The following is a 22,658-nucleotide window of genomic DNA, read 5'->3' on the forward strand; positions in this document are numbered from 1 at the left end:
CATTTTGCTGCTTTGCTACTTTACTTTTTCCATTCTTATGTTTTTTTCGATCTTCAAGGCAATGATGTCACATGTTTTCAATGCCCAACGATAATGTTGGAACGTATTTGCAGCAAAGTAGGTATAGAGATCACTCGATTTTGTCCATTTAAAGTGCTTTTTTGTTGTTAACTCTTCATTGGTATGACAGTCAATTAAACGTATAACTCTTGCATGACTTAGCTTGAGTTTTTTTAATGCGTGATGTAGAGTGACGTCTTGATAGTTTGTCCATATTTGCTGATTGAGTAGAGCAAGATCACGCCACTTATAGCCAGGTGCTGGCATAGCAGGTAAATCCCCATCCATTCCTTCTCGATACCACCGCTCTAGCATGGCTTGCCATTCACACACATGCATCAGCACATCACGAAAATTTTTATCCCGTTGGTCTGCTTCTATGGATAAAGACCTTTTTCTTGTCGGTATCGAGTTTATTCGATTAAGTAGAGCTGCTAACGTCGTTTCACATTCTTCCAGTAACATTTCTTTTTTATTCATTCGTCTAAACACCTCCACCTTAACTTGCAAGCAGTCGTTTAACTATTCTAAAAAAACAAAAGGTAAGAAGCCATGACCACTAAGAATTATCGATTTCGACTAACCGCGTGATAGACTTGAACCGTTTTTTTCGTAAGATTAGAAAAGAATTCTTGGAAAAGCTTATTCGAAATGACTCTTATGAATCGAAAGAAAATCACGATGCACGCAATCATCAGTAAAAGAGAAAAACCTAATTGTATACCTTCCATAATCCATCACCTTGACCCTTCGCATGAAGTCCCATCTCGTTGCATGGTTATTTGAAAACTATTCGTATAGTGAACCGTACTGCTACTATGTAAATGATATCAAAGAATCGGCTGTAAAAAAAGACCAGAAAAAGAGCAGAATTGACTCGATATGATAGTCTAAGCCTTTTTAACGTTCAACTAAGATGACAGTTGCAACCAATGAAAATAAATCATACTCAACCAGCAGAAGACTTTAAATAAACAACGTCCAAACGACCCTTTCACTTGAATAAAACCGGTATTCCTCATATGATTTACTTAGCCTGCGAAAGGAGGCGAGTATGGGACAGACAAACAAAGAGAGTTTATTTCTTCTGATTAAAGATTTTGAGAAGAAACTCAACAGACCTTTAAAGAGGGCAGAGATTACGTTACTTAAATCAATGCTAAGTAAAAAAACGAAATCTCAAAACTAGCGTATAGCCACTTCGCTATCTCTTATCTGTTCCATACTATATATATAAAAGCTGAATACAGGCGACTCAGTAACGCAATAAAAGAAGTTGCTATTTCCCGAATATTATTTGAATAAAAAGGGTTTCATCCTAACAAGTGATGCAACACCTCATTCAGATGAAAAGCCAAACGGAATAGGGAAGTTTGGTATGATTGGGGATTATACGAATACAGCAACGTTTCATGATCGATGAAATAGGCATGATCACTTAACGACTATATTGCCATTACGAATGAAAAGAGCTTGATGATTTGAGATGGGTAAAAGGTCTAATTTTGAATAATAGTGCTCAATCATTTTTTCTATTGCTTCATTAAAATAAGGGTGTCCAAAGTGAGGAATAGGGTATTGATGAATCTGATTAAGCCCTGTGAAATTAGCAAGGGTAGGGGCCTTGGACTTATTGTCCATAAACGCCACATATTCAATATTTGGAGACATAATAATTGATCCAGCTGATTCACCAATATATAGTTTTCCTTTTTTCATCTGTTCAATAATCAATTTGTCTGAACCAGTCTTAAGCAATTCCTGCAGTAAATAAAAGGTATTGCCTCCAGATACATATATATAATCATTTCTAGATAGTTTCTTTTCAATTTCTGTAGCTGGGGCATGAGATATATCAAGAATATCTACCGTTATACCTAGCTGTTTAAATGCTACTTTTGCAGAATCTACATAATGTGTAATCAATTCAGGAGCGCTCGCAGTTGGAATAAATGTTACGGCCTTTCCACTGGGATCTTCTTTAATAAATTCACGAAATAGATGGACCACATCTGCAAATGATGAGGCTAAGAACATGTTCATTGCAATCAAACTCCTAAAGTTATTTATAAGAACGTATGATCTTATTATAAGAAAAAATATCTGTAGAATCAACTGCCGCGTTAAAAACATACTTACACCCATAAAGAATAACCAAAGCAAAATCCGCTTTGGTTATTCCTGATCGTTAATGAATAAGTAAATTTGAATGATTAGGGTGTTTTTTTGTAGTACCCATTCGAAATATAAATATAGATTAAGCCAATTGGAGCAATAACAATTGCAAACATATACAAGATAATCATTTTAAACATTTTCCAAGGTATCACAAACAGTAAAGGTAATAGTAATTGGTTCCCTGATAAGAGCAAATCAATAAGGTCATCCCAGACTACTGTGGCAAATGGAAACAGAAAAAAGTTTAGTAAGAAGAATAGAAAAACAATAAAATGAAAGTCCCCAGTAAGCATTAATACGTATAAAAACATAGAGAAAATAAGGGCTCCAAATATGTATGATTTGATAAGGTACCTACGATCCATACCATTGATCATCTTTTTTGCGAAATTGAATATGGTATTCACTAAATCTCACCTCCTTGTATTGTATATATCGACATACAATTAAGAAATTAAAGGTTTAATCCTAAGACTAATAGTCTTTCAAGTAAATCAAGACGGACTATTCACTATTAAACAATAAGAATGATCTTTAGCTTATAGCTAAAAAACCTAAGAACGTTCGCAATGAGGTTAAATAGTGCAGGAAACAAACCCTTTATTTTCTTTAAGTAATTAAAATTGAGAATTTCTTTCATAAAAAAGTCGTACAACCTTCTTTCTATGAATAGGCTAAAAATGTGGATGAAGGGAGGGTGTATGATCTTTTTTGGACATGTACTACTCGGGGTATCTCTCGCTGCTCCAATTGGCCCAGTTAATGCAGCTCAACTTGAAAAAGGCCTTAAACATGGTTTTTTACACTCTTGGTTAGTTGGTTTAGGTGCCATGTTAGCAGATGCGTTGTATATGCTCGCTGTATACATTGGTTTATCTCAATTATTAATGTATGAAGGTGTAAAAGTATTTCTTTGGTTGTTTGGGTGTTTTGTTCTTCTCTATACAGGAATTGAGACTATAGTCGAAACAGCAAAGTCTAAAAATCAGCTTGCGTATACAAGGAAAAAGCCTTCATTGTTCCAATCTTTTGGTACCGGCTTTCTTATCTCTATTTCAAATCCATTGACCATATTATTTTGGTTAGGAATATACGGTTCAGTACTAGCGAAAACATTAACTTTATACGAGTCATCTCAAATATGGCTATTAAGTAGCGCCATCTTTATAGGGATCACTCTATGGGATTTGTTTATTGCAGTAGTATCAAGCACAGCCAAATCCTTTGTAAGCGAAAAGACTAAACAGATCATTTCAATTCTATCAGCCATTAGCTTAATAAGTTTTGGATTGTACTTTGGTTATCTAGGGTTAACTTTATTACTTGGCTCGTAGAAATGTTTGATGTTAAAACTGGGCAGTGGAGGAACTATTAGAAGAAAGGATAGAGGCGGTAAGATGATGCTTGAACATGAGAAAGGGCCGATGCCATAGTATACAAAGCACGACCCTTTCCCAAAAAAACGTCATTTGGCGAAACACAAAGCCGTTTCACCATACTACCTTATTGTGCATGAAAATGAATAAGTAAGGCTTAAGAAGCTCTTATCCACTTGAACAATCCCGTTATTGTTTAAACATTCATCGCTTGCTGCTGCAATTTCCATACTATTAAAATAGATTCTAGCTATTAATAATACTGTCAGACAAACAATGAGTGTAGCTACAATAAGTCCTAGCACAAGATGGTTTTTATGAGACAAAAAAATCTCTCCTTTAAGTACATACTATAGTTAAACAACCGTTTAATGAAACTCTAGTAAAGAAAGGGCACTATTTCAAGGCATATACTAAAAAATAGGTTAAAAGGTGCATGATGCGCGTGCTTCTGCATAATTTATGGTCACATTGACTTCACCGTATTAAAGCTCCAAAGAAAAAGGGAGGTGGATTAAATGGCCAATTATGTTTAAGAAAACAAGATAAGTAATTTAAGAAAATTGCATCTTTCTATATTTCCTAATTAGATTGTTACAAGTCGGGAAAGGCTTGTAGGGGGTATGTCACCTTTCCAACATCGCAAACTGGTTACAAAGCGATATATAGAGCGATTCACGACAAGATTAATAGAAATTTTGATAAAACTTATGAATAGATTTAAAGATGCTGACACCGGCATCTTTTTTTATGTTTCCCAACTAATATCTACATGTTGGGAAATAAGTTAAATTCGACAAATCGTATATGATATATGGTAATCTTATCCTAATGGGTTAATAATAGGTGAAGTGGGTGAGCCTTTTGCACAACAAGATACCATCGTCAGAAGTTGGCGCAAAGATTGTTGAGTGGTATAGCTGTATCTTATCAAATTCCTATAAGGAAGCTACGCTGTTGAAGAACGAAGTACAGCAAATGATTAAAAGTATGCAAGAAGACGACAAGATATTAGCTTACTACTCTTTAGTAGAATATAGACACAATAATATTCTAGATAAGAGTAGTAAAACTGAACCCCTTGAAGACCAGTTTAAGTTTGTTGAGTCTGAGTTGGATCATTACTTAAAGTATCTATATTATTTTGTCAGTGGTCAAGACGAGTTTAACAAACAAAAATATCGGACAGCCGTTAAAATGTTCCGTAAGGCTGAGAGATTATTAGAAAATGTAAAAGATGAAACAGAAGAAGCTGATTTTTTAGGTTATATGGGTTATGCATATTATCGTATTGACCAGTACTTATTTGCGTTATCCTATTTAGAGCAAGCCGAAACAGCTTTTAGACGACTAGGATCAGTTTATAACGCTGTTAATAACAAGCAGGTAGCAGGAGCAATTTATGTAGAGTTAAAGCAATACGAAAAAGGAGAGCAAATATTACAAGAGTGTCTTGAAGAAAGTGAATCATCAACGATGACTGGCATAATACTAAAAGCGATTGGACTTAGCAAATTCACTCAATCTAAGTACGAATCAGCAGTATATTACTTTCAAAAAGCGTTAGAGATTGAGGAAATTAATAACTCTTACTATGGCATGAAGGCACTTACCGAGCTTTCACATGCTCAATTTAAACTTGAAAAGATTGAAGAAGCAAGAAATACGTTTAAAAAAGCTAAGGCTAGTGCTCAATTTTACGAAAGCTTCGAATTTAAAGCTCGATGCAAGTTTATTGAAGGGCTTTACATATTAGATAATCAAAATATGGTGGATGAATCTATTAACGAACTGATCGAGGAAGGTTTATTGTTTGAAGTGTGTGAACTTGCAGAAGAACTAATTGAAATATATGAGAAAAAAGGCGATAATGAAAATGTAATTAAGTACTATAAAATTGCATATAGTGCGAAATTAAAACCCGAAATGATTGGAGATGGTCAAGAATGAAGAAGTATTTGGTTGCCTTATTTACAATTGCTTTTTTAACAATAATACCAATCTCAACGGAAAATGCAGATTTAGTTGACAATTCAACCCTTGAAACAAAAAGTAAGACAGATTACGGATAAAAACAATTATTTCATATTTTTAAAGCAACCTATTGTAAAAAGAAGACCATAAACACGAGGTCTTCTTTTTACAATTCATCTGACCTTAACTATACTGGGTGTTATAGTCATTTTTGGAGGCGCAGAAATCGATTACTAGTCATAGCAATTTGTCTTTTATAGAGAAAGTAAAAGAATTTAAACTTTTGTTCTTTTTCATATACACATATGGTTTCCATAGACTTTAATTATGTTTCATTAAATTTCATCTTTCGTCTCAAAAATTTAAGTAATCTTAGGTTTTGAGACATTTTCATGCTTTATTACTTAAGTTCCTGTAATGTATATTATGTAAACTTATAAATAAACGTAAGCAAAAAAGAGGATGAATATTCACCCTCTTCTTCTCTCATATACGCATTACTGTGTTAAGTGGAATAAGAATGCAAAAGCAGATACAAAAACGGCAATAATGCTTATTCAGCCAAAGTGCGTTTAGGTTTCAAAATCTTTTCTTTTATTCATCTCAATTCTTCTTAGAATAAATGTCGATAGATAGTGTATCAATTTGCTTGCTATTTTAAGAAGAAGTCATTTTGTCATTTTCATCAATTTCGATCTCTATAGACTTAACATTTTGCCATGTCGTTTCTAAAAAGGTATCTTCACTGTCATTGACTTCAATTCTAGCATTATCTTCAATTTTAGTTATCATTGTATATAAAAAGGCAATTACATCAGCTCTACTACCTTTCGGGGTCACCATTTCATTGGTACCATTATCAAAAGTTAACTTAACTCTCATAGAATCCCTCTCATCTTTATGTATTTGTATTAACTCTTTATTATTCTGTACTTGAATTTAAGTTTCTTTACTCCCAATACTGAATATGGTAACGAAAAGATTAAATTTACTTTATTTAGCGAGTTTACTACCACTTAAAATATAACATCCTCCATTTGACTTTTGTTTAAATTTGTAAATTGATTTAACCCTCCAATACGGTTATAGCTTTTCGTTCGACAAGCTTGCTAAGAAATTTAGAATCTATATGAATAGATTAAAAAAGCCTCTAAACATAAGCCTAGACTTAGTTTTGAGGCAAAAATAGAGAAATGAGTAAGCGTAATTTGTTTACATTTTTGTATCAATTGTTGCGTTAACATTTTATTTGGTAAATCATATGTGTCTCTGGTATTACCGCCAAAACGTAATAAGATTATTAGCCTTTCCTGTCTTTCGGCAAAAGGTCTCGAACAAGCATTTCCATTGTTAAAGTATCAATAATCATCATATAATCATCGACATGTGCTCTAGACATTCCTCTTTCTAGCTTTCTGATTAGGGTCTGATTTAATCCAGTTCTTTTTGCTAACTCAACTCTACTAATACCTAACATTTTTCTCATCTCAACCATCTTCTCAACCATCTGGTCAAGATTCTCATCACTCATCTTTTTCATTCCAGAGCCCCTTTTTTCAAATAAATCATTTATAGTTATGTAATGATTGAATATTCACGATTTTTTTGTAACACTGTGTTAAAATTGTTCATTCCATTATAATTTATTTTACCTATAACGAAAACCCTAAAATAGAAAAATTCTCTCTCATTTGGCAGCTAATTTAAGGCTGATTTCGTTACTTGTATCGGCATCTGATTTTTATAAGGATACGACTCTTTTTCAAAAAAAGTGAAACGTATTTACCTGTTTGGTCGTAAGAAAAGTAGGAGGATTGATACGTATGCATTTACTTGCTGAACAACTGTTTGTGTTATCCCTTGACCCCCATAAAAAGAAACCGTACGCGCGCTCAGCCGCTTCGCTTTCTTATGGCCTAGCTGCAGCGATCCTTACCGATCTGCTTGTCGATTCCCTTATTGAAGTCCGTCATAAAAAAATTGTTCCATTGTCTAAGAAAGCAGCAGATCCTCTATTAGAGGAGACCCTTATGTTAATGAACAACTCAAAGCCAAAAACGCCTGAATACTGGGTTACAGCATTGCCATCAAGACTAGATAACATCCAGCATACAATTGCTCGGAAGCTTGAAAACAGTACTATTTTGACTGTGAACAAAAAGTATATTTTAGGACTATTTCCATCATTCACTTATGAGTGCAAACAAGAGAATTTAATCCCTATCGTTCGTGAACGATTCGTAACCATTTTGGAGAAAACAAATCAACAAGAACCTTTAAACAAAACTGAAGAGCGACACCTAATGTTACTATCTCTTCTTCACTCAAGTAAGCTAGTAGACATTGTATTCACGGATCGTAATGAAGCAAAAAAGATTGAAAAGCAAGTTAAACATTTGAACAAAAACCTTCCATTATCAAAATCCGTTAAGATGGCAACAGAGTTTATTGATACATCCATAACAATGGCGATTGCAACGGCAGTCGTTACCTCAACAACCTCCTCTTCATCAGACGCGTAGAGAGAAGACATTCATCTCTTATACGCGTTTTTTACTAGCTTTCCTTCCCTATTTATGTTAAAAATGAATATATTCACCTCTTTGTCTGGGTATACGTCACCCTATCCCCCATGATGTTTTTTCTCTTCCAATTCTTCTCTGAAAGGAGGCTTGTCTTCCAACTCATTTTTTACGTTTTGTAACATATAATCTAACACTGTTGTTGAATTTTGAATTTTTCGGCTTTATTGTAAGTGGATAAACTTAGTCAGCAACGGCTTTATGCAGCATTTCGTTACGATCTCAAAAAAGGAGGCGTTTCCATGCATTTGTTAGACAAGTTACAGGTGAATTTTGAAGAAGTGGAACCCCCACTCTCTAGCCAAGAAGCAATAGACGAGGCAACTCGTTGTTTGTATTGCTACGATGCTCCTTGCATTACCGCTTGTCCCACAGGTATTGACATTCCCGGCTTCATTAAAAAAATTACGACTGCCAATTTAATTGGCTCTGCTCGAACCATAATGGAAGCTAATCCTGTAGGAGCTAGCTGTGCCAGAGTCTGTCCTACTGAGGAACTGTGTGAAGGTGCTTGTGTGTTGAACCATTCTTCTAAAGCGATTTCAATTGGCAAATTACAGCGATTTGCAACGGACTGGGCTATTCATAATAAGAAAATCCTTTTTAAAGCAGGCAAAAAAACGAATCAAAGTGTAGCCATCGTTGGCAGTGGACCGGCTGGTTTATCTGCTGCACGAGAGCTTGCTCGTCTCGGCTACCATGTCACCATTTTCGAAAAAGACTCCGAAGCTGGTGGTTTAGACACATATGGCATTGTATCGTTTCGATTACCAAAGAAAATCTCTTATTGGGAGGTCGAACAAGTTAAGTCTCTCGGTGTTACGATACAAACAAATACGTGTGTCGGCGAAGACATTACTCTTGATGAATTAAAAAGCTCATATGATGCAGTTATTCTCGCGATCGGAATGGGAAGCGTCCCTTCTCTAGGCATTCCGGGAGAACAAGCACAAGAGGTTTATGATGCCATTGATTTTGTGAAAGCAACGAAAACCGATGAGCTCGCTACTCATTTTTCTGGAAGGAAAGGTGTAGTCATTGGAGCTGGGAATACGGCTATTGATGGTGCAACATGTGCGGTTCGTTTAGGAGCTTCTAATGTAAAAATCCTTTACCGTCGTACCGAAGACGAAATGACAGCTTATGATTTTGAATATACCTTTGCCAAGCAGGATGGCGTTGAATTTCGCTGGCTTCACTCCCCTACTCGCATTCTTCTTGATGAGAATGGATCTGTAACTGGAGTGGAATGTATGCAAATGACCCTTGGAGAAGCAGACCAAGATGGACGGCGTCGGCCGATTCCAAGTGGTCATACTACCGTCATCGCCACAGATTTTGTCGTTCGAGCAATTGGGCAATCTCGTTACAGTTGGCTTGATCAGGCTAACATTCACACAAAGAATGGGATAATTACGATTGATGAGCAATTTAAAACAACTACTGAAGGTGTATATGCATGTGGTGATGTGATCTTCGGTGATGGACAAGGTGAAGCAATGGTCGTCTCTGCAGCTGAGCAAGGAAAACAAACGGCTTATTCCATTCATCAAAACCTAGCAGACATACGTAAGGAGGCACATTATGGCTGATCTTTATAGCAATCTTGCTGGTATCTCCTCTCCTAATCCCTTTTGGCTTGCAAGTGCACCTCCAACAAATTCAGGCTATCAAGTTCAGCGTGCCTTTGAAGCAGGTTGGGGTGGCGCCGTGTGGAAAACGTTAGGGGAACCAATCATCAACTCCACCTCCCGATTTGCTGCTGTTCACTTCAATGGTCAGCGTGTAGCAGGTTTTAATAACATTGAATTAATTTCTGATCGTCCTCTTGAGACTAATTTGCGTGAAATCGAGGAGACGAAAAAACGGTTTCCTGATCATGCGATAGTTGCTTCTCTAATGGTCGAACCAAAGCAAGACAAATGGCATGAAATTGTTAAAAAAGTGGAAGCTGTTGGTGTAGATGGCTTAGAGCTAAATTTTGGGTGCCCTCACGGTATGGCTGAACGTGGCATGGGCGCAGCATCTGGTCAGGTACCAGAGCTAGTGCAGAAACAAACAGAATGGGTAAAAGAAGTGGCTCAGACCCCTGTGATTGTTAAACTAACACCAAATATTACAGATATCACTGTAACAGCAGAATCTGCTGTGCAAGGTGGAGCGGATGCGATTAGTTTAATTAATACAATTAACAGCTTGGCCGGCGTCGACATTCACTCGTGGCAGACGGTGCCGAATGTCGATGGACTAGGAACTCACGGTGGCTATTGTGGGCCTGCCGTCAAGCCTATTGCGCTTCATATGTTAGGTGACTGTGCTAGGAATCCACAGGTGACGGTGCCGATTTCCGGGATTGGTGGCATAGCGAATTGGCAAAACGCTGTTGAATTTTTGTTAATGGGTGCGACTAATGTACAAGTTTGTACAGCGGCCATGCATCATGGATTTCGGATTGTAGAAGACATGATTGACGGTCTCTCCACATACCTAGATGACAAGGGTCTTTCCTCTGTTCGCGATTTAACCGGTAAATCGGTACAGCGCTACTCTGACTGGGGCAATGTGAATCTTAACCATCAAGTGGTCGCGTCTATTCATACAGATGTATGTATTAACTGTAATAAGTGCCATATTTCATGTGAAGACACGGCTCATCAATGTATTGAACGATTTGTTGACGAAAAAGGAGCGCCCTATTTAAAAGTAAACGAAGATGAATGTGTTGGCTGTAATTTATGTTCCATTGTTTGCCCAGTGGATGGCGCAATTGATATGGTCGTGAAAGAAAATGGCCTACCTCCTATGTCGTGGAATGATCGTCAAAGCAGCATGGCGTCAATGAAATCCCCTCAATCTTAAGGAGTGAGCGTTTATGAAAAAAGTGATCAAGAACGGGACAATTGTAACAGCATCCGATACGTATCAAGCAGACTTGTTGATTGAAAATGAAAAAATAACGGGCATCGGTAGCGCCGCAACGTTTGGAAATGTAGATGATACGATTGACGCGACAGGCTGTTTTGTTTTCCCAGGTGGTGTTGACCCTCACACCCATTTAGATATGCCATTTGGTGGTACGGTAACAAAGGATAATTTTGAAACAGGTACAATTGGTGCTGCATTTGGCGGCACCACAACCATTATTGACTTTTGTTTAACTGAAAAAGGAGAACCCTTACAAAAAGCCATTCAAACATGGCATGATAAATCAGCCGGAAAAGCAGCGATTGACTATAGTTTTCATTTAATGATCGGTGAAATGACCGAGGATGTGTTAAAAGAGCTCCCGGCTGTTATTTCTAATGAAGGCATTACGTCATTTAAAGTATTTATGGCGTATAAAAATGTGTTTCAAGCAGATGATGCGACATTGTTTGAAACGTTACTAAAAGCAAAAGAGCTAGGTGCTCTCGTTATGGTTCATGCAGAAAATGGAGATGTCATTGACTTTTTAACGAAGCAGGCACTTGCCAATGGACAAACGGACCCTATTTATCATGCACTAACCCGACCAGTTGAAGCAGAAGAAGAAGCGACGGGTCGAGCTTGTCAACTAACAGCTTTAGCAGGATCGCAGCTTTATGTTGTTCATGTCACATGTGCTGAAGCGGTAAAGCAAATTGAAGAAGCACGCAAACGAGGCGCTGATATTTGGGGAGAAACATGCCCTCAATATTTAGTGCTTGATGAAGAGGCGCTTCGAAAAGCAGATTTTGAAGGAGCAAAATATGTTTGGTCGCCTCCCCTTCGCCCAAAAGAACATCAAGATACATTATGGAATGCGTTGAAAACAGGTGGTTTACAGACAATCGGTAGTGATCAATGCTCATTTGACTTTGACGGTCAAAAAAGTTTAGGCAAAGACGATTTCACTAAAATTCCAAATGGTGGTCCAATTATAGAAGATCGGATGAGTATTGTCTATTCAGAAGGCGTTGAAAAGGGACGAATAAGCTTAAATCAATTTGTTGATGTTACATCAACAAGAGCAGCAAAACTATTCGGGATGTATCCGAAAAAAGGGAGTATCTCTGTTGGCGCAGACGCTGATCTTGTCTTATTTGATCCAAGTATAGAGCGTACCTTATCGGTTACCACTCATCATTTAGCTGTTGACTATAATGCATTTGAAGGAATGCAAGTAAAGGGTGTCCCTCGCACTGTACTTTCACGTGGGCAAGTCATTGTTCACGATGGCTCCTATATTGGTTTACCTGGAGATGGTGTTTTCATAAAACGCGCACGTTATGGCAATATGCTTTCAAATGATCGAGTCAAACTTTAGGCAGGGAGGCACCTTCTATGGCAGAACATTTGCATTTCGAAAAAGAACGGAAACAAATTGATGCGTTTTTAGCAGAAGGATTAAAAATCGATACGATCATCGATCATTTAAACGGTTCAGATATCTCCTTCTCAAATGATCAGAAATACGAATCCCTCACAGTCGGCAATGCGAATGCTCGTAAATATGCATCCACCCTCTTTTTTCATCAACAAAAAGGAGGTGACGCTTCTCCATGAAGACAGAAAACCTTCGCATTAATCAAGATCGACTCATGGATACCCTTCGTGATTTTGCTAAGATTGGTGAAACAGAGAACAAAGGCGTTACCCGTTTAGCTTTATCAAAAGAAGATATTCAGGCGCGAACGTATTTCAAAGATCAATGTGAGGCTTTAGGATTAACGGTTCAATGGGATGACCTTGGCAACATGTACGCATTACTTTCAGGAAAGAATCCGGATCAAGCTCCTATTTATATGGGGTCCCATCTCGATACAGTAAAAAAAGGCGGTCGCTTTGACGGTGTTCTTGGAGTCGCGGCAGGCTTAGAAGTACTTCGAGTCATGATTGATCAAGGCATTGAGTTCAATCGACCTGTTGGCATCATTAATTTCACAAATGAAGAAGGCGCACGGTTTGAACCATCTATGATGGCTTCCGGTATTATAGCAGGAAAATTTGATCTACGTACTATGACAAAAAAAATCGATGAATCTGGCATGACGTTCGGAGAAGCTCTTGAATTATCAGGTTTTAAAGGATCTCATGCAAACCGTTTAAATCAAGCCGCTGCTTTTCTTGAGCTTCATATTGAACAAGGTCCTATTTTAGAACAACGCCAGCTTGATATTGGTGTTGTTGAGTGTGTTGTGGGCATGTGCTGTTACGAAATCGATATTACTGGTCAATCGAATCACGCAGGTACAACCCCTCAGTCAATGCGAAAAGATGCTCTTACAGCTGCCAATCACCTTATGAACATCCTTCATAAACGATTGACTAAACTTGATTCAGATTTAGTCTACACAATAGGACGCTTTTCGGTTTCCCCAAATATTCATACAGTGATTCCAAATAAAGTCGTCTTCTCCATTGAAGCAAGGCATAAGGATGAGGGCGTTATTAAACAAGTGGAAACGATTCTTTCTGAGGTTACTAATGAATGCTCCCTCCCTTCTAACGCAACAAAATTATGGGGACGAAATACGGTCTGGTTTAATGAGCAAGTTGTCCAACAAATAGAAGAATCGACAAAAGCCCTTGACTATTCCTATACCAAAATGGTCAGTGGTGCTGGACACGATGCCCAATTTATTGCAGGAATCGTACCATCAGCGATGATTTTTGTTCCGAGTGCCGGCGGTATTAGTCACTCAGAAAACGAATATACTTCGTGGGAGGCATGCGGGATCGGTGCAAATGTCTTATTGGAAACGGTTTACCGACTAACGACTAAACTGTAGGGAGGTTCGTCACATGGAAGCGGAGACGAAAAGAAGCTATAGTGAAAAAGATCAAGATTATTTATGGCATGGGATGAAACCGTACCAAGCGAATGGAACGCCATTAATCGCAGAGAGCGGCAAAGGTTCTTGGTTCACAGATACAGCTGGAAAACGATATTTTGATGGAGTTTCAGGGTTATGGTGCTTAAATTTAGGTCATGGTCAGGAGGAAATTATCGAAGCTGCAGCTAACCAAATGAAATCATTAGCTTACTTTCCCCTCTCTTTTGGTCATAAACCTGCAATTGATTTAGCAGAAAAATTGAGTGAGCTGCTTGGTGGTGGCTACCGTTCTTTTTTTGCAAATGGTGGCTCAGATGCGAATGAAACAGCATTTAAAATTGCTCGCCAACATCACAAGCAGTCAGGTAATCCAGAAAAAACAAAGATTATCTCTCGCTATCGCGCCTACCATGGTAATTCTCTCGGTGCGCTTGCAGCTACCGCTCAAGCAAACCGGAAAATTAAATATGACGTGAATGTTCCAGGGTTTGTTCACATCCCACCTCCTTATGCTTATCGGAGTAGCTTCGGCTCTTATGAAGAAGACGACCTCCGAGCTGCTGAGTATCTTGAACAAACCATCTTATGGGAAGGTGCCGAAACGGTTGCCGCGTTCATTATGGAGCCAATTATTTCTGGTGGCGGTGTCATTCACCCGCAGTCTGATATCTATTACAAAAAAGTTCGAGAGATATGTACGCGATACAATGTCTTGCTTATTTTAGACGAAGTTGTATCTGGATTTGGTCGGACTGGAAAAGTATTTGGCTACATGCATGGGGACGGCTTTTTTCCGGATATCATAACGCTAGCGAAAGGATTAACAGCTGGTTACTTACCTCTTGGCGCAACTTGTGTACATGAATCTATTTACCAGTCATTTAAAACAAACGGAACTACCAATCATTTTCGTCATATCTCCACTTACGGTGGACATCCTGCGTCTTGTGCCGTTGCCTTAAAAACGATTGAGATTATTGAACGGGATCAACTAGTGAATCGAGTAGCTCGATTAGAGCAAACCATTCTTCGTAAACTTCATGCGCTCACATCTTATTCGTTCGTTGGCGATGTCCGTGGTATCGGATTTTTATATGGTATTGAACTTGTCAAAGATAAGCAAACGAAAGAACCGCTTTCAGATGAAGCCATTAAAACGATTGTAGCTGCTTGTCAGAAGAAAGGGCTCATTATTGGTAAAAACGGCGATACAGTGCCTTCAGGAGGAAATGTACTCATTATAGCCCCTCCACTCACATCAACCGAAGATGATTTAACGTTTTTAGTAAAAACGCTAAACGAAGTGTTTTCAGAGACAGACAAAGAAGCGAGCTCTTATTGAGCCCGCTTCTTTGTTTTAAGTTTTATGATGAGCTTGTGTTTCCATCTACCGATTGGAAGTGGTCAACATATTGATGAAACCGTGGAGCTAAAAAACTGGTTTGTTGAACAGCCTGAAGGGTAACTGTTTCTGTAAGTACATTATTGCCACTACCTAAACGAAGACGAATGCTACCTAGGTTTGCTTGAACAGTTTCATTTAAGCGCATGTTCACTGTTTTACTCCCTCGACCTTGTTGATTAGCAGTAACATCACCGACATTAAAGTAGCCATAGTTTGTTGGCCAGGAACCATCCGCACGTTGAATTTGCGAGATAGATTGTCCACCTGCAATATAAACTTGAAGCTGTGCGTTTGATATAGTCTGCCCAGGTGTAAGCCCCGTTAATACTACTTCAACCGGAAACGTAGAACCATCTAAAGGCATTGGGTTTGGATAAGATAAAGTAAACGCCGCTTCCTCAACAGGTGGCTGTTCTTCTTCTTCGCCTGTACCGATTGTTACTGCTTTCGTTACCACGTTATTGCCTGCACCGACACGTAAGCGAATATTTGCTGGTCCTTCTGTTACACCATTGCCAAGACGCATTGTTACATCCATCTCTGCCTTTCCGGTTCCATCTGCACGAAGTGTTCCAACGGATTGATACCCATACCCGTTCGGCCAAGAGCCATCCGCACGTTGAATTTGCGAAACAGCCGTTCCACCTTGAAGGTACACTTGCATATCCGCATTTGTAATTACTTGATTGGGCTGCATATTTGTTAGGGTAATTCTAACTTGAAACGGTGTTCCATCTGCTGGCAATACAGCCGGTGTTTCAACTTGATAGGAAATATCAATTGGAGGTGCTACGTCAGAACCGTAAGAGCCATTCGCAAATGTTGTGCGATCATACCAAAGATAGCCTGTTTGTGGTGCTCTCCACGGTTCAACCTGCGGCTCCGTCGAGTGCTCAGGTGTCTCCATTTCTAATATAGGCGAAGGCTCATCAAGAGGAAGATCGATTTCTGCAAATGTATGGTAATCCTCTTGTTCAGCTAGCCAATGAATAACGTTCACAAGAAGTGGACCATTATCACGATCGATAAAGCCATCATACGTTCGCTTCACTCCACCATGCTCTTCATTGCGATATTTTGGAGTACTATCCTCTACTGGAGAAGAATCTCCGATAAAAGCAGACTTCCCATCACCTTTTTTGCCAATGGCTACAAATGGGCCTTCCTCTATTCCTCCGCCAAAGTAAACACCTTGATCAACAGCTGGACCCCACGAATTTGCTTGCTCTGTTAAGCCATCAGGCAGGTAAACAATTCCTTTAGCTATGTCTTCATTCATAATGGCCATCGTTGACCCTGCATGGATCGATACTTCTTGAATTCCTTCTGTGATACCAAATGATTCCTCAACAGGCACAATGATATCTCCGGCTGTATTGTCAATGGCGTTAAAACGAAAGCGAACACCAAATTCATCACTTAACCAATCCGAACTTGTTACTCCTTCCATCGCTTCAATTTCGCCTGCGCTCATGCCTTTTGTTGGTTCTTCATAAGCGCCTCTCCGCCAACCATTCATAATTTCATTTGAATCCCAACGATTTAAGTTACGGTCTGCATTGTAGTGATCAGCAATAAAGAAAACGCCGCCACCATTTTCCGCGAAACTAGCAATCGCATCTTGTTCTATTGCTTTAAAAGGAATTTGTGCTTCTGGTATGACAAAGACATCAACATCATTTAAGTCATCTAGAGATAACAGCTCTGTCCCACGATGCTCTTTCACTAAATACCCTTCTTCAACTAACGCATCTGCAAAATCAGAAAACGCACCATCAATCACCCAGTCTGATTGACCGGCCGTTTGTCCATGGCTGTTGTCGAATAAAACAGTTTTTCCATTAGGCTGATTTGGTTGTAAAACAGGTGCTGGATCATTAGGTCCCTCTGCTAAAGCGGGTTGTTGCAAACTTAACACCATAAACGAGAGCATTGCAGTTGCAAAAAATTCTTTCTGATACCTCATAACACCGTGCCTCCTCTTTATTCTGTTGTAAAAGCAATCGAACTCTTTTTATCATAGCAGATTGTTAAGCAGTCGATGTTAAAAAAATGTATTTTTTATCATCATTTTAAAAATAAAACAGACCACTTTTACAAGGAAACCGCGCTGATCAGCCTCCTTTTACTATTATTATCTTTACATAAAAAAACACCCGAGTGCATAACTATCAGATTTTATATTATATTTTGTTAAAACATTACTATTTTCCTAAGACAAATATTTTTATTTTTTTTAGCAATAGGCTAATATATAAGGGTGCAATGTATCAATTTTTTCCATTAGAGTGTAAAAATAGAGACCATTTTCTGACAGACAATAGCGTATGATGATGATTAGTTCCTAGTTCTATTGTCTTGAAATGGAGATGGTTATATTGAGTACAAATGTAAAAGCCTATCGATTATTGCACGAAATAGATAAACGGTTGCGGAAAGATTTAAGCCTTGCTGCTCATCTTCCAGCACGTGATGTTCTTGAAGTTGCTTTACACGCTCTACATAAAAAACGAACAAAAGAAGAGCTTGATCGATTATGGCATTTAAATTATTTACGCCATGACTTAATGAATTTTGAAACGATATCCCCTGCTCAAATTCATTTTTTAAAAGAAGTGCGCTCAATGTTATTTGAGGAAAATAATCATTTAACCCGTAACTCATTAGAGGAAACAACTTATGTATAATCATGATTCTCTTAACAATCGGTTGCTTTATCGGCGGTTCTTTTATAGTTGTCTATCTATCTTGTTAATCGTTGCTTCTATACCGTTTCAAGAAATTCTTGTCCATGCAGATGAAGACAGACCCCCTGCCCCACTCTTCATTGAAAATGAAGACAATCTCATTGTGAAACAGCCTTTCGCGATTCAAATGAATGAGGTGGAAGACAAAGATTGGGTGCTAACATTACCAGATCAACTAACTTGGGAGCAGTCAAATGATGAGGAACATATTGAATACGATGAAGAATTCAATCAACTTGTCATTCAAGCAAATCAAGAGTCGAAAACCTTCACTTTGCAAGCGACTCATGCAGGGGTTTATGCGATCTCCGTACAATCCGTCACAAATGAAGAGAAAATTCTTTATCAAGACGTTACTGTACATATTAGTGATGCCGAAGAGGTAATTGAAACCGAAGATTCGCATGATGAAAAAAAAGACAAGGAAACCGATATACCGACCGAATTAGAAAACCCTGAATACAATGAAGATCAAGAAGAGATTAAAACAGACGAACAACTAGAGGAAGAATTAGAAGAGCCAGTGGATAACGAAGATGTCTCAGAGAATTTAGATGGCGATAAAGAAAGTGAACCAGCATTAGAGGAAAAAATTGACAATACCGATAAAGAGCAGACTCCAGTTAAGGAAGAAACAAAAGATGACGAAAACCGTGCTCCTGTCGAACCACTTGAAGAATCGGAGTTAGAAGAAGCTACAGACAATCTTAAAGATGGTTCTAAACACGAATCAAATGAACAGCCACAACAAAGCAATGTAACCGATGATTTACAAAACCAATTAAATGCTGTGAAAGAACGGTTCACCACGTCATCTGTAGACCTTGCAAATGTCAGCACCATCCCATTACCACCTGTAGGAGGACCAAACGTTTCAGATTTGTTTACATATGCAGGTGATCGAAACGTAGCACAACACCCTAATTCAAATGTGCGTGTGCTCGCAGATGGAACGCGAAATAAATCTTCGGCGATGTGGTTTAACGAGCGAATTGATTTAAACCAATCTTTTCAAACGACCATGCACTTATATATTAATGGAGCTAATCCTAATCAAAGGCAAATCGCAGATGGCTTAACGTTTACGATGCACAATGATCCTAGAGGTTTACAAGCCATTGGACAACGCGGGGAATCACTTGGTGCTTATGGAACACTTCGAGAACGTTCATATACAGGATTTATTCAAAATGCGCTCTCTTTTGAATTTGATACGTATCATAATGGCGATTATAGCGATCGCGGCTTACAGAATCAAAGTCATACAGCGGTGGTTAATCCTTCTGTGATAGACCGAGGATTTTTGGGAACTCAGAATGCTCGAATGGTTCACTCCAATATAACCTATCGAACGATTATTAATAACAACTGGCAGTCTTTTACGGTTAAATGGGATAAAACATCAAATTTCGGTGGAACGCTTTCGTACTCGTTTGCTGGTCAAACAACTACTTATTCCATCTCTGATTATCGTAACGTATTTAACAATAATCGTGTTTATTGGGGGTTTACAGGTGCAACAGGTGAAGAGGTTGGCGTCTATGCAATTGCCTACGCAGATTTACCTCAACGCCCAAGAGCCGAAAAGCGTGTCCGGAACATTACATCTGGCGAAACAGCCTTCCAAAGAGATAGTTCAGCTTACCCAGGTGACATTCTTGAATATGAAATTACGCTTCAAAATCCTGCAGAAAATGGGCTAGGTGCAACGTGGCAGAATGTACAAGTGGAAGATCGTCTTCCATCGGGCCTCACGTATGTAGCTGACGGGTCAAAAGATAAGCCAACCGGTATAGATGGACAGAAACTCACCTTTCAAGCAGGAAATATAGGAGTAGCTAGCTCAAAAACACTTACGTTTCGTGTGAAAGTAGATGACAGAGCGATAGGCCCATTAGCAAACCAAGCCTTTGCTGCAGCAAGCTCAGGTGCGTTTCAAGGGCAGGTATCAACAAATGAATCAAGCATAACGTTAAAGGCCATTCAGATTGATGGAGATCCCGTTCCTCAAACGTTTCACGCAGGAACAGATCCTTCTACGTGGGATGTAAGTAGTTTCGTAAAGAACATGCGTATCACGCCAAATCGATTACATCAAGCCGCTCGCGTTGTGGGTTTTTCAGAGACATTACCTGATGTATCAGTACCAGGCACGTATACCATTGGTGTGAAAATTGAGAGTACCACCTATCCCGGAGTAAACAAGGTTATTCAAGTGCCTATTACGATTACAGATGGAGCGTTATCCTTTGTAGCGCCTCATCTTGACTTTGGTACTCAAGTCATTTCATCTAGTCACCAGCAATACTTTGGAGAAGTCATTGCAGGAAACAAACTAACAATTACAGACACGCGTCATGTAAAAACAAATTGGGCATTATCTGTACAACAAAAAGAAGCGTTCCGAGATCATGGAACAGGTAAAGCACTTTCCGCTACTCTGCTCTACATGGATAACGGCAATGAACAAACCATTGGCTCTCATGCCTCCATCATCGCTTCTGGACAAATAACGAACGGATTAGAAGAAGTCATTTCTGATCGTTGGACGGAGAGTGGAAAAACCGGATTCTTTCTTGACGTATTGCCAGGGAATGCACGAGTAGATCAAACCTATCAAACAGAATTGACGTGGACATTACAGGATGTACCTGCCAATGAATAATGTCAGACATCTCTTTTTGAAAGGGGGTGATGACGTTAAACGTAACGCCTCTCTTATTCTTACAGGACTGCTTATCTGTATCGTTTTTCTATTTACTCCTAGCTTAACAATTGCAAACACAGAAACAGATGCTGGTGTTGGTTTTTTCGGTGAATACCCAGAGCAGCCAATAGAAGAAGGAAATGAATTGCCCATTTTAGATGTATTACCACAGACTGGGGATCAAAAGCCTCTCCTATCCTTATTAAGTGGCGTCGCATGTCTCCTGCTTGCATTTGTACTGATTAAGCATGTTTATAAACAAACCTACCACATTAGAAATGAGGAAACGAAATGAAAAAAGCTCTTCTATTCACTGTGATTGCTACTGTCACATTATCCTTCAGTAGCCTAGCAAAGGCAGAAAACGGAGGTACATACGATTCAAATGGTTCTGTACAATTCATCCCGAACAAAGACATCACAGAACCACTCGATCCTGAAAACCCTAATCCAGAAGAACCGGTAACGCCAATTGACCCAACGGATCCAACCGGCCCTAACCCCGGTACTCCAGGTCCTCTAAGTATTGATTATGCTTCTAGTCTGAATTTTGGCGAAAATGAAATTTCTACAAAAGATCGGGTCTACGCTGCTAAAGCACAAGAGCTAAGTGATGGCCGTTTTGTTCCGAACTACGTACAAATTACAGATAATCGTGGTTCAAATGCTGGCTGGTCCTTGCACGTGAAGCAAAACGGACAATTTGAAAATGAAAACGCCCAACACACGACGTTAACGGGTGCTTCTATTTCCTTTAGCGAACCAACTGTAAAAGGCACGCTTAACGATGTGTCGGCTCCAGCGGCTACGAATTCGTTTCAATTGGATCCTGAGGGCGCCTCTACACTCGTTATGTCCGCAGTAGAAGGTGCCGGGGCTGGAACATGGGTGAACCATTTTGGGAATCTTACTTCTTTAGAGAATGGTGATGTTATCACACCAGCTATTGAATTATTTGTTCCTGGCGTTACCCCTAAAGATAATACGGAATACCGCACTTCATTAACATGGACATTGTCAGACGTACCAGGAAATAACAACTAATTAATAATAGAAACGGAGAAAAACGATGAAAAAAATCAAAGTATTAACCATTACGGCTCTAGCATTTGCACTGATTACTAGTGGGAATACGGCATTAGCAAATACTAGTTCCACTTATGACACAAACGCAAAAATAAAATTCGTTCCGAATGAGGATGTGACGCCTCCTGTAGATCCAGAAGATCCCAACCCAGAAACGCCTGTAGAGCCTGTTGACCCTACTGACCCTGAAGGACCTGGACCCAATCCTGGTACACCAGGACCATTAAGTATTGATTATGCGTCATCTTTTGAGTTTGGCGAGCATAAGATTACTTCAACGACAGAAACCTATTATGCAGCTCCACAAACCTTTAGAAATTCAGACAAAATTAGCCCTCTCTACGTTCAAGTGACAGATAACCGTGGAACGGAAAGTGGTTGGACCTTGTCAGTCGTTCAAAATGGTCAATTTGCAACAGCAGATAATGAAGTGCTAAACGGTGCAGAGATTACAGTCAATCATGCTGCAGTTAAGTCTATTGCTGCCTCTTCAAAACCATCTCATGCCCAAGAATCGTTCACTCTTACTCCTGAAGCTAAAAGCACCCCTCTTCAAGCAAGCAAAGGAGAAGGTGCCGGTACGTACACGTATCACTTCGGAACAAGTGAGACTGCTGATTCTAGCGTCTCTTTAGAAGTGCCTGGTGCGACAACAAAGTATGCGAAAAACTATTCAACAACATTGACGTGGACATTATCCGACACACCAGGAAATGAAGACATAGATCGTAAATAATGATTTGGGCAT

General features: G+C 39.0%; 21 protein-coding genes. 15 read left to right on the plus strand and 6 right to left on the minus strand.

The features are described 5' to 3' along the window. Nucleotides 1-15: 15 nt before the first annotated feature. The 3 genes from BK583_RS10860 to BK583_RS10870 all read right to left on the minus strand — a co-directional run bounded on the left by BK583_RS10860 (nt 16) and on the right by BK583_RS10870 (nt 2,645). Nucleotides 16-540: a ClbS/DfsB family four-helix bundle protein gene (locus BK583_RS10860; RefSeq protein WP_055735283.1), complete on the minus strand. Its 525-nt coding sequence runs from the start codon at nt 538-540 to the stop codon at nt 16-18. A gap of 954 nt (nt 541-1,494) precedes the next feature. Further along, nucleotides 1,495-2,103, minus strand: coding sequence for a Type 1 glutamine amidotransferase-like domain-containing protein (locus BK583_RS10865; protein WP_055735282.1), 609 nt, complete (start codon nt 2,101-2,103; stop codon nt 1,495-1,497). Between the two features lie 170 nt (nt 2,104-2,273). After that, nucleotides 2,274-2,645, minus strand: coding sequence for a hypothetical protein (locus tag BK583_RS10870; RefSeq protein WP_055735281.1), 372 nt, complete (start codon nt 2,643-2,645; stop codon nt 2,274-2,276). A 294-nt stretch (nt 2,646-2,939) separates the two neighbouring features. Here BK583_RS10870 and BK583_RS10875 point away from each other — a divergent pair, with 294 nt between their 5' ends. The 3 genes from BK583_RS10875 (at nt 2,940) to BK583_RS21295 (ending at nt 5,686) form a co-directional block, all read left to right on the plus strand. Continuing rightward, entirely contained in the window at nt 2,940-3,572 is a 633-nt protein-coding gene (locus BK583_RS10875) for a LysE family transporter (RefSeq protein ID WP_055735280.1), read from the plus strand. 897 nt (nt 3,573-4,469) lie between these two features. After that, on the plus strand, nt 4,470-5,564 hold the full coding sequence (locus tag BK583_RS10880; protein WP_236702332.1) for a Rap family tetratricopeptide repeat protein: 1,095 nt from the start codon (nt 4,470-4,472) through the stop codon (nt 5,562-5,564). Next, entirely contained in the window at nt 5,561-5,686 is a 126-nt protein-coding gene (locus BK583_RS21295; RefSeq protein ID WP_269083156.1) for a hypothetical protein, read from the plus strand. Before BK583_RS10880 ends, BK583_RS21295 begins: the two co-directional genes overlap by 4 nt. A gap of 559 nt (nt 5,687-6,245) precedes the next feature. Here the strand turns inward: BK583_RS21295 and BK583_RS10885 are convergent. Together BK583_RS10885 and BK583_RS10890 are read right to left on the minus strand one after the other, a co-directional pair. After that, complete coding sequence (locus BK583_RS10885; protein WP_055735279.1) at nt 6,246-6,470, minus strand: hypothetical protein; 225 nt, start codon at nt 6,468-6,470, stop codon at nt 6,246-6,248. 418 nt (nt 6,471-6,888) lie between these two features. After that, a complete protein-coding gene (locus BK583_RS10890; RefSeq protein ID WP_055735278.1) occupies nt 6,889-7,128 on the minus strand; it encodes a helix-turn-helix domain-containing protein in 240 nt (79 codons plus the stop codon). A gap of 283 nt (nt 7,129-7,411) precedes the next feature. On the opposite strand from BK583_RS10890, the gene BK583_RS10895 reads away from it, so the two are divergent. From BK583_RS10895 to BK583_RS10925, 7 genes are all read left to right on the plus strand, one after another. After that, nucleotides 7,412-8,110: a GOLPH3/VPS74 family protein gene (locus BK583_RS10895; protein ID WP_055735277.1), complete on the plus strand. Its 699-nt coding sequence runs from the start codon at nt 7,412-7,414 to the stop codon at nt 8,108-8,110. Between the two features lie 302 nt (nt 8,111-8,412). Next, nucleotides 8,413-9,762, plus strand: a complete 1,350-nt coding sequence (locus tag BK583_RS10900; RefSeq protein WP_055735276.1) for an NAD(P)-dependent oxidoreductase — start codon at nt 8,413-8,415, stop codon at nt 9,760-9,762. After that, the gene (gene preA, locus BK583_RS10905; protein ID WP_055735275.1) at nt 9,755-11,029 is read left to right on the plus strand and encodes an NAD-dependent dihydropyrimidine dehydrogenase subunit PreA; all 1,275 of its coding nucleotides are present in this window, start codon (nt 9,755-9,757) and stop codon (nt 11,027-11,029) included. Before BK583_RS10900 ends, preA begins: the two co-directional genes overlap by 8 nt. A gap of 13 nt (nt 11,030-11,042) precedes the next feature. Then, the gene (hydA, locus tag BK583_RS10910; protein ID WP_055735274.1) at nt 11,043-12,455 is read left to right on the plus strand and encodes a dihydropyrimidinase; all 1,413 of its coding nucleotides are present in this window, start codon (nt 11,043-11,045) and stop codon (nt 12,453-12,455) included. A 17-nt stretch (nt 12,456-12,472) separates the two neighbouring features. Further along, on the plus strand, nt 12,473-12,694 hold the full coding sequence (locus BK583_RS10915) for a hypothetical protein (protein WP_038479821.1): 222 nt from the start codon (nt 12,473-12,475) through the stop codon (nt 12,692-12,694). After that, a complete protein-coding gene (locus BK583_RS10920; RefSeq protein WP_055735273.1) occupies nt 12,691-13,920 on the plus strand; it encodes a Zn-dependent hydrolase in 1,230 nt (409 codons plus the stop codon). The genes BK583_RS10915 and BK583_RS10920 overlap by 4 nt, the downstream gene beginning before the upstream one ends. A gap of 13 nt (nt 13,921-13,933) precedes the next feature. Next, nucleotides 13,934-15,307: an aminotransferase gene (locus BK583_RS10925; protein ID WP_055735272.1), complete on the plus strand. Its 1,374-nt coding sequence runs from the start codon at nt 13,934-13,936 to the stop codon at nt 15,305-15,307. Nucleotides 15,308-15,329: 22 nt separating this feature from the next. Here the strand turns inward: BK583_RS10925 and BK583_RS10930 are convergent, their stop codons facing one another. Beyond that, entirely contained in the window at nt 15,330-17,336 is a 2,007-nt protein-coding gene (locus BK583_RS10930; protein ID WP_180316896.1) for a motility-associated ABC transporter substrate-binding family protein, read from the minus strand. 412 nt (nt 17,337-17,748) lie between these two features. On the opposite strand from BK583_RS10930, the gene BK583_RS10935 reads away from it, so the two are divergent. From BK583_RS10935 to BK583_RS10955, 5 genes are read left to right on the plus strand one after another with little or no spacing between them, the layout of a single operon-like run. After that, the gene (locus BK583_RS10935) at nt 17,749-18,057 is read left to right on the plus strand and encodes a hypothetical protein (protein ID WP_038479811.1); all 309 of its coding nucleotides are present in this window, start codon (nt 17,749-17,751) and stop codon (nt 18,055-18,057) included. Then, a complete protein-coding gene (locus tag BK583_RS10940; protein WP_055735271.1) occupies nt 18,050-20,782 on the plus strand; it encodes a lectin-like domain-containing protein in 2,733 nt (910 codons plus the stop codon). Before BK583_RS10935 ends, BK583_RS10940 begins: the two co-directional genes overlap by 8 nt. Beyond that, complete coding sequence (locus tag BK583_RS10945; protein ID WP_055735270.1) at nt 20,775-21,119, plus strand: LPXTG cell wall anchor domain-containing protein; 345 nt, start codon at nt 20,775-20,777, stop codon at nt 21,117-21,119. The genes BK583_RS10940 and BK583_RS10945 overlap by 8 nt, the downstream gene beginning before the upstream one ends. Continuing rightward, nucleotides 21,116-21,868, plus strand: coding sequence for a WxL domain-containing protein (locus BK583_RS10950; RefSeq protein WP_038479802.1), 753 nt, complete (start codon nt 21,116-21,118; stop codon nt 21,866-21,868). Before BK583_RS10945 ends, BK583_RS10950 begins: the two co-directional genes overlap by 4 nt. Nucleotides 21,869-21,893: 25 nt before the next feature. Continuing rightward, the gene (locus tag BK583_RS10955) at nt 21,894-22,646 is read left to right on the plus strand and encodes a WxL domain-containing protein (protein WP_055735269.1); all 753 of its coding nucleotides are present in this window, start codon (nt 21,894-21,896) and stop codon (nt 22,644-22,646) included. Nucleotides 22,647-22,658: the final 12 nt, after the last annotated feature.

This window comes from Shouchella oshimensis, from assembly GCF_002019765.1.
GTDB classification, from domain to species: domain Bacteria; phylum Bacillota; class Bacilli; order Bacillales; family Bacillaceae_D; genus Shouchella; species Shouchella oshimensis.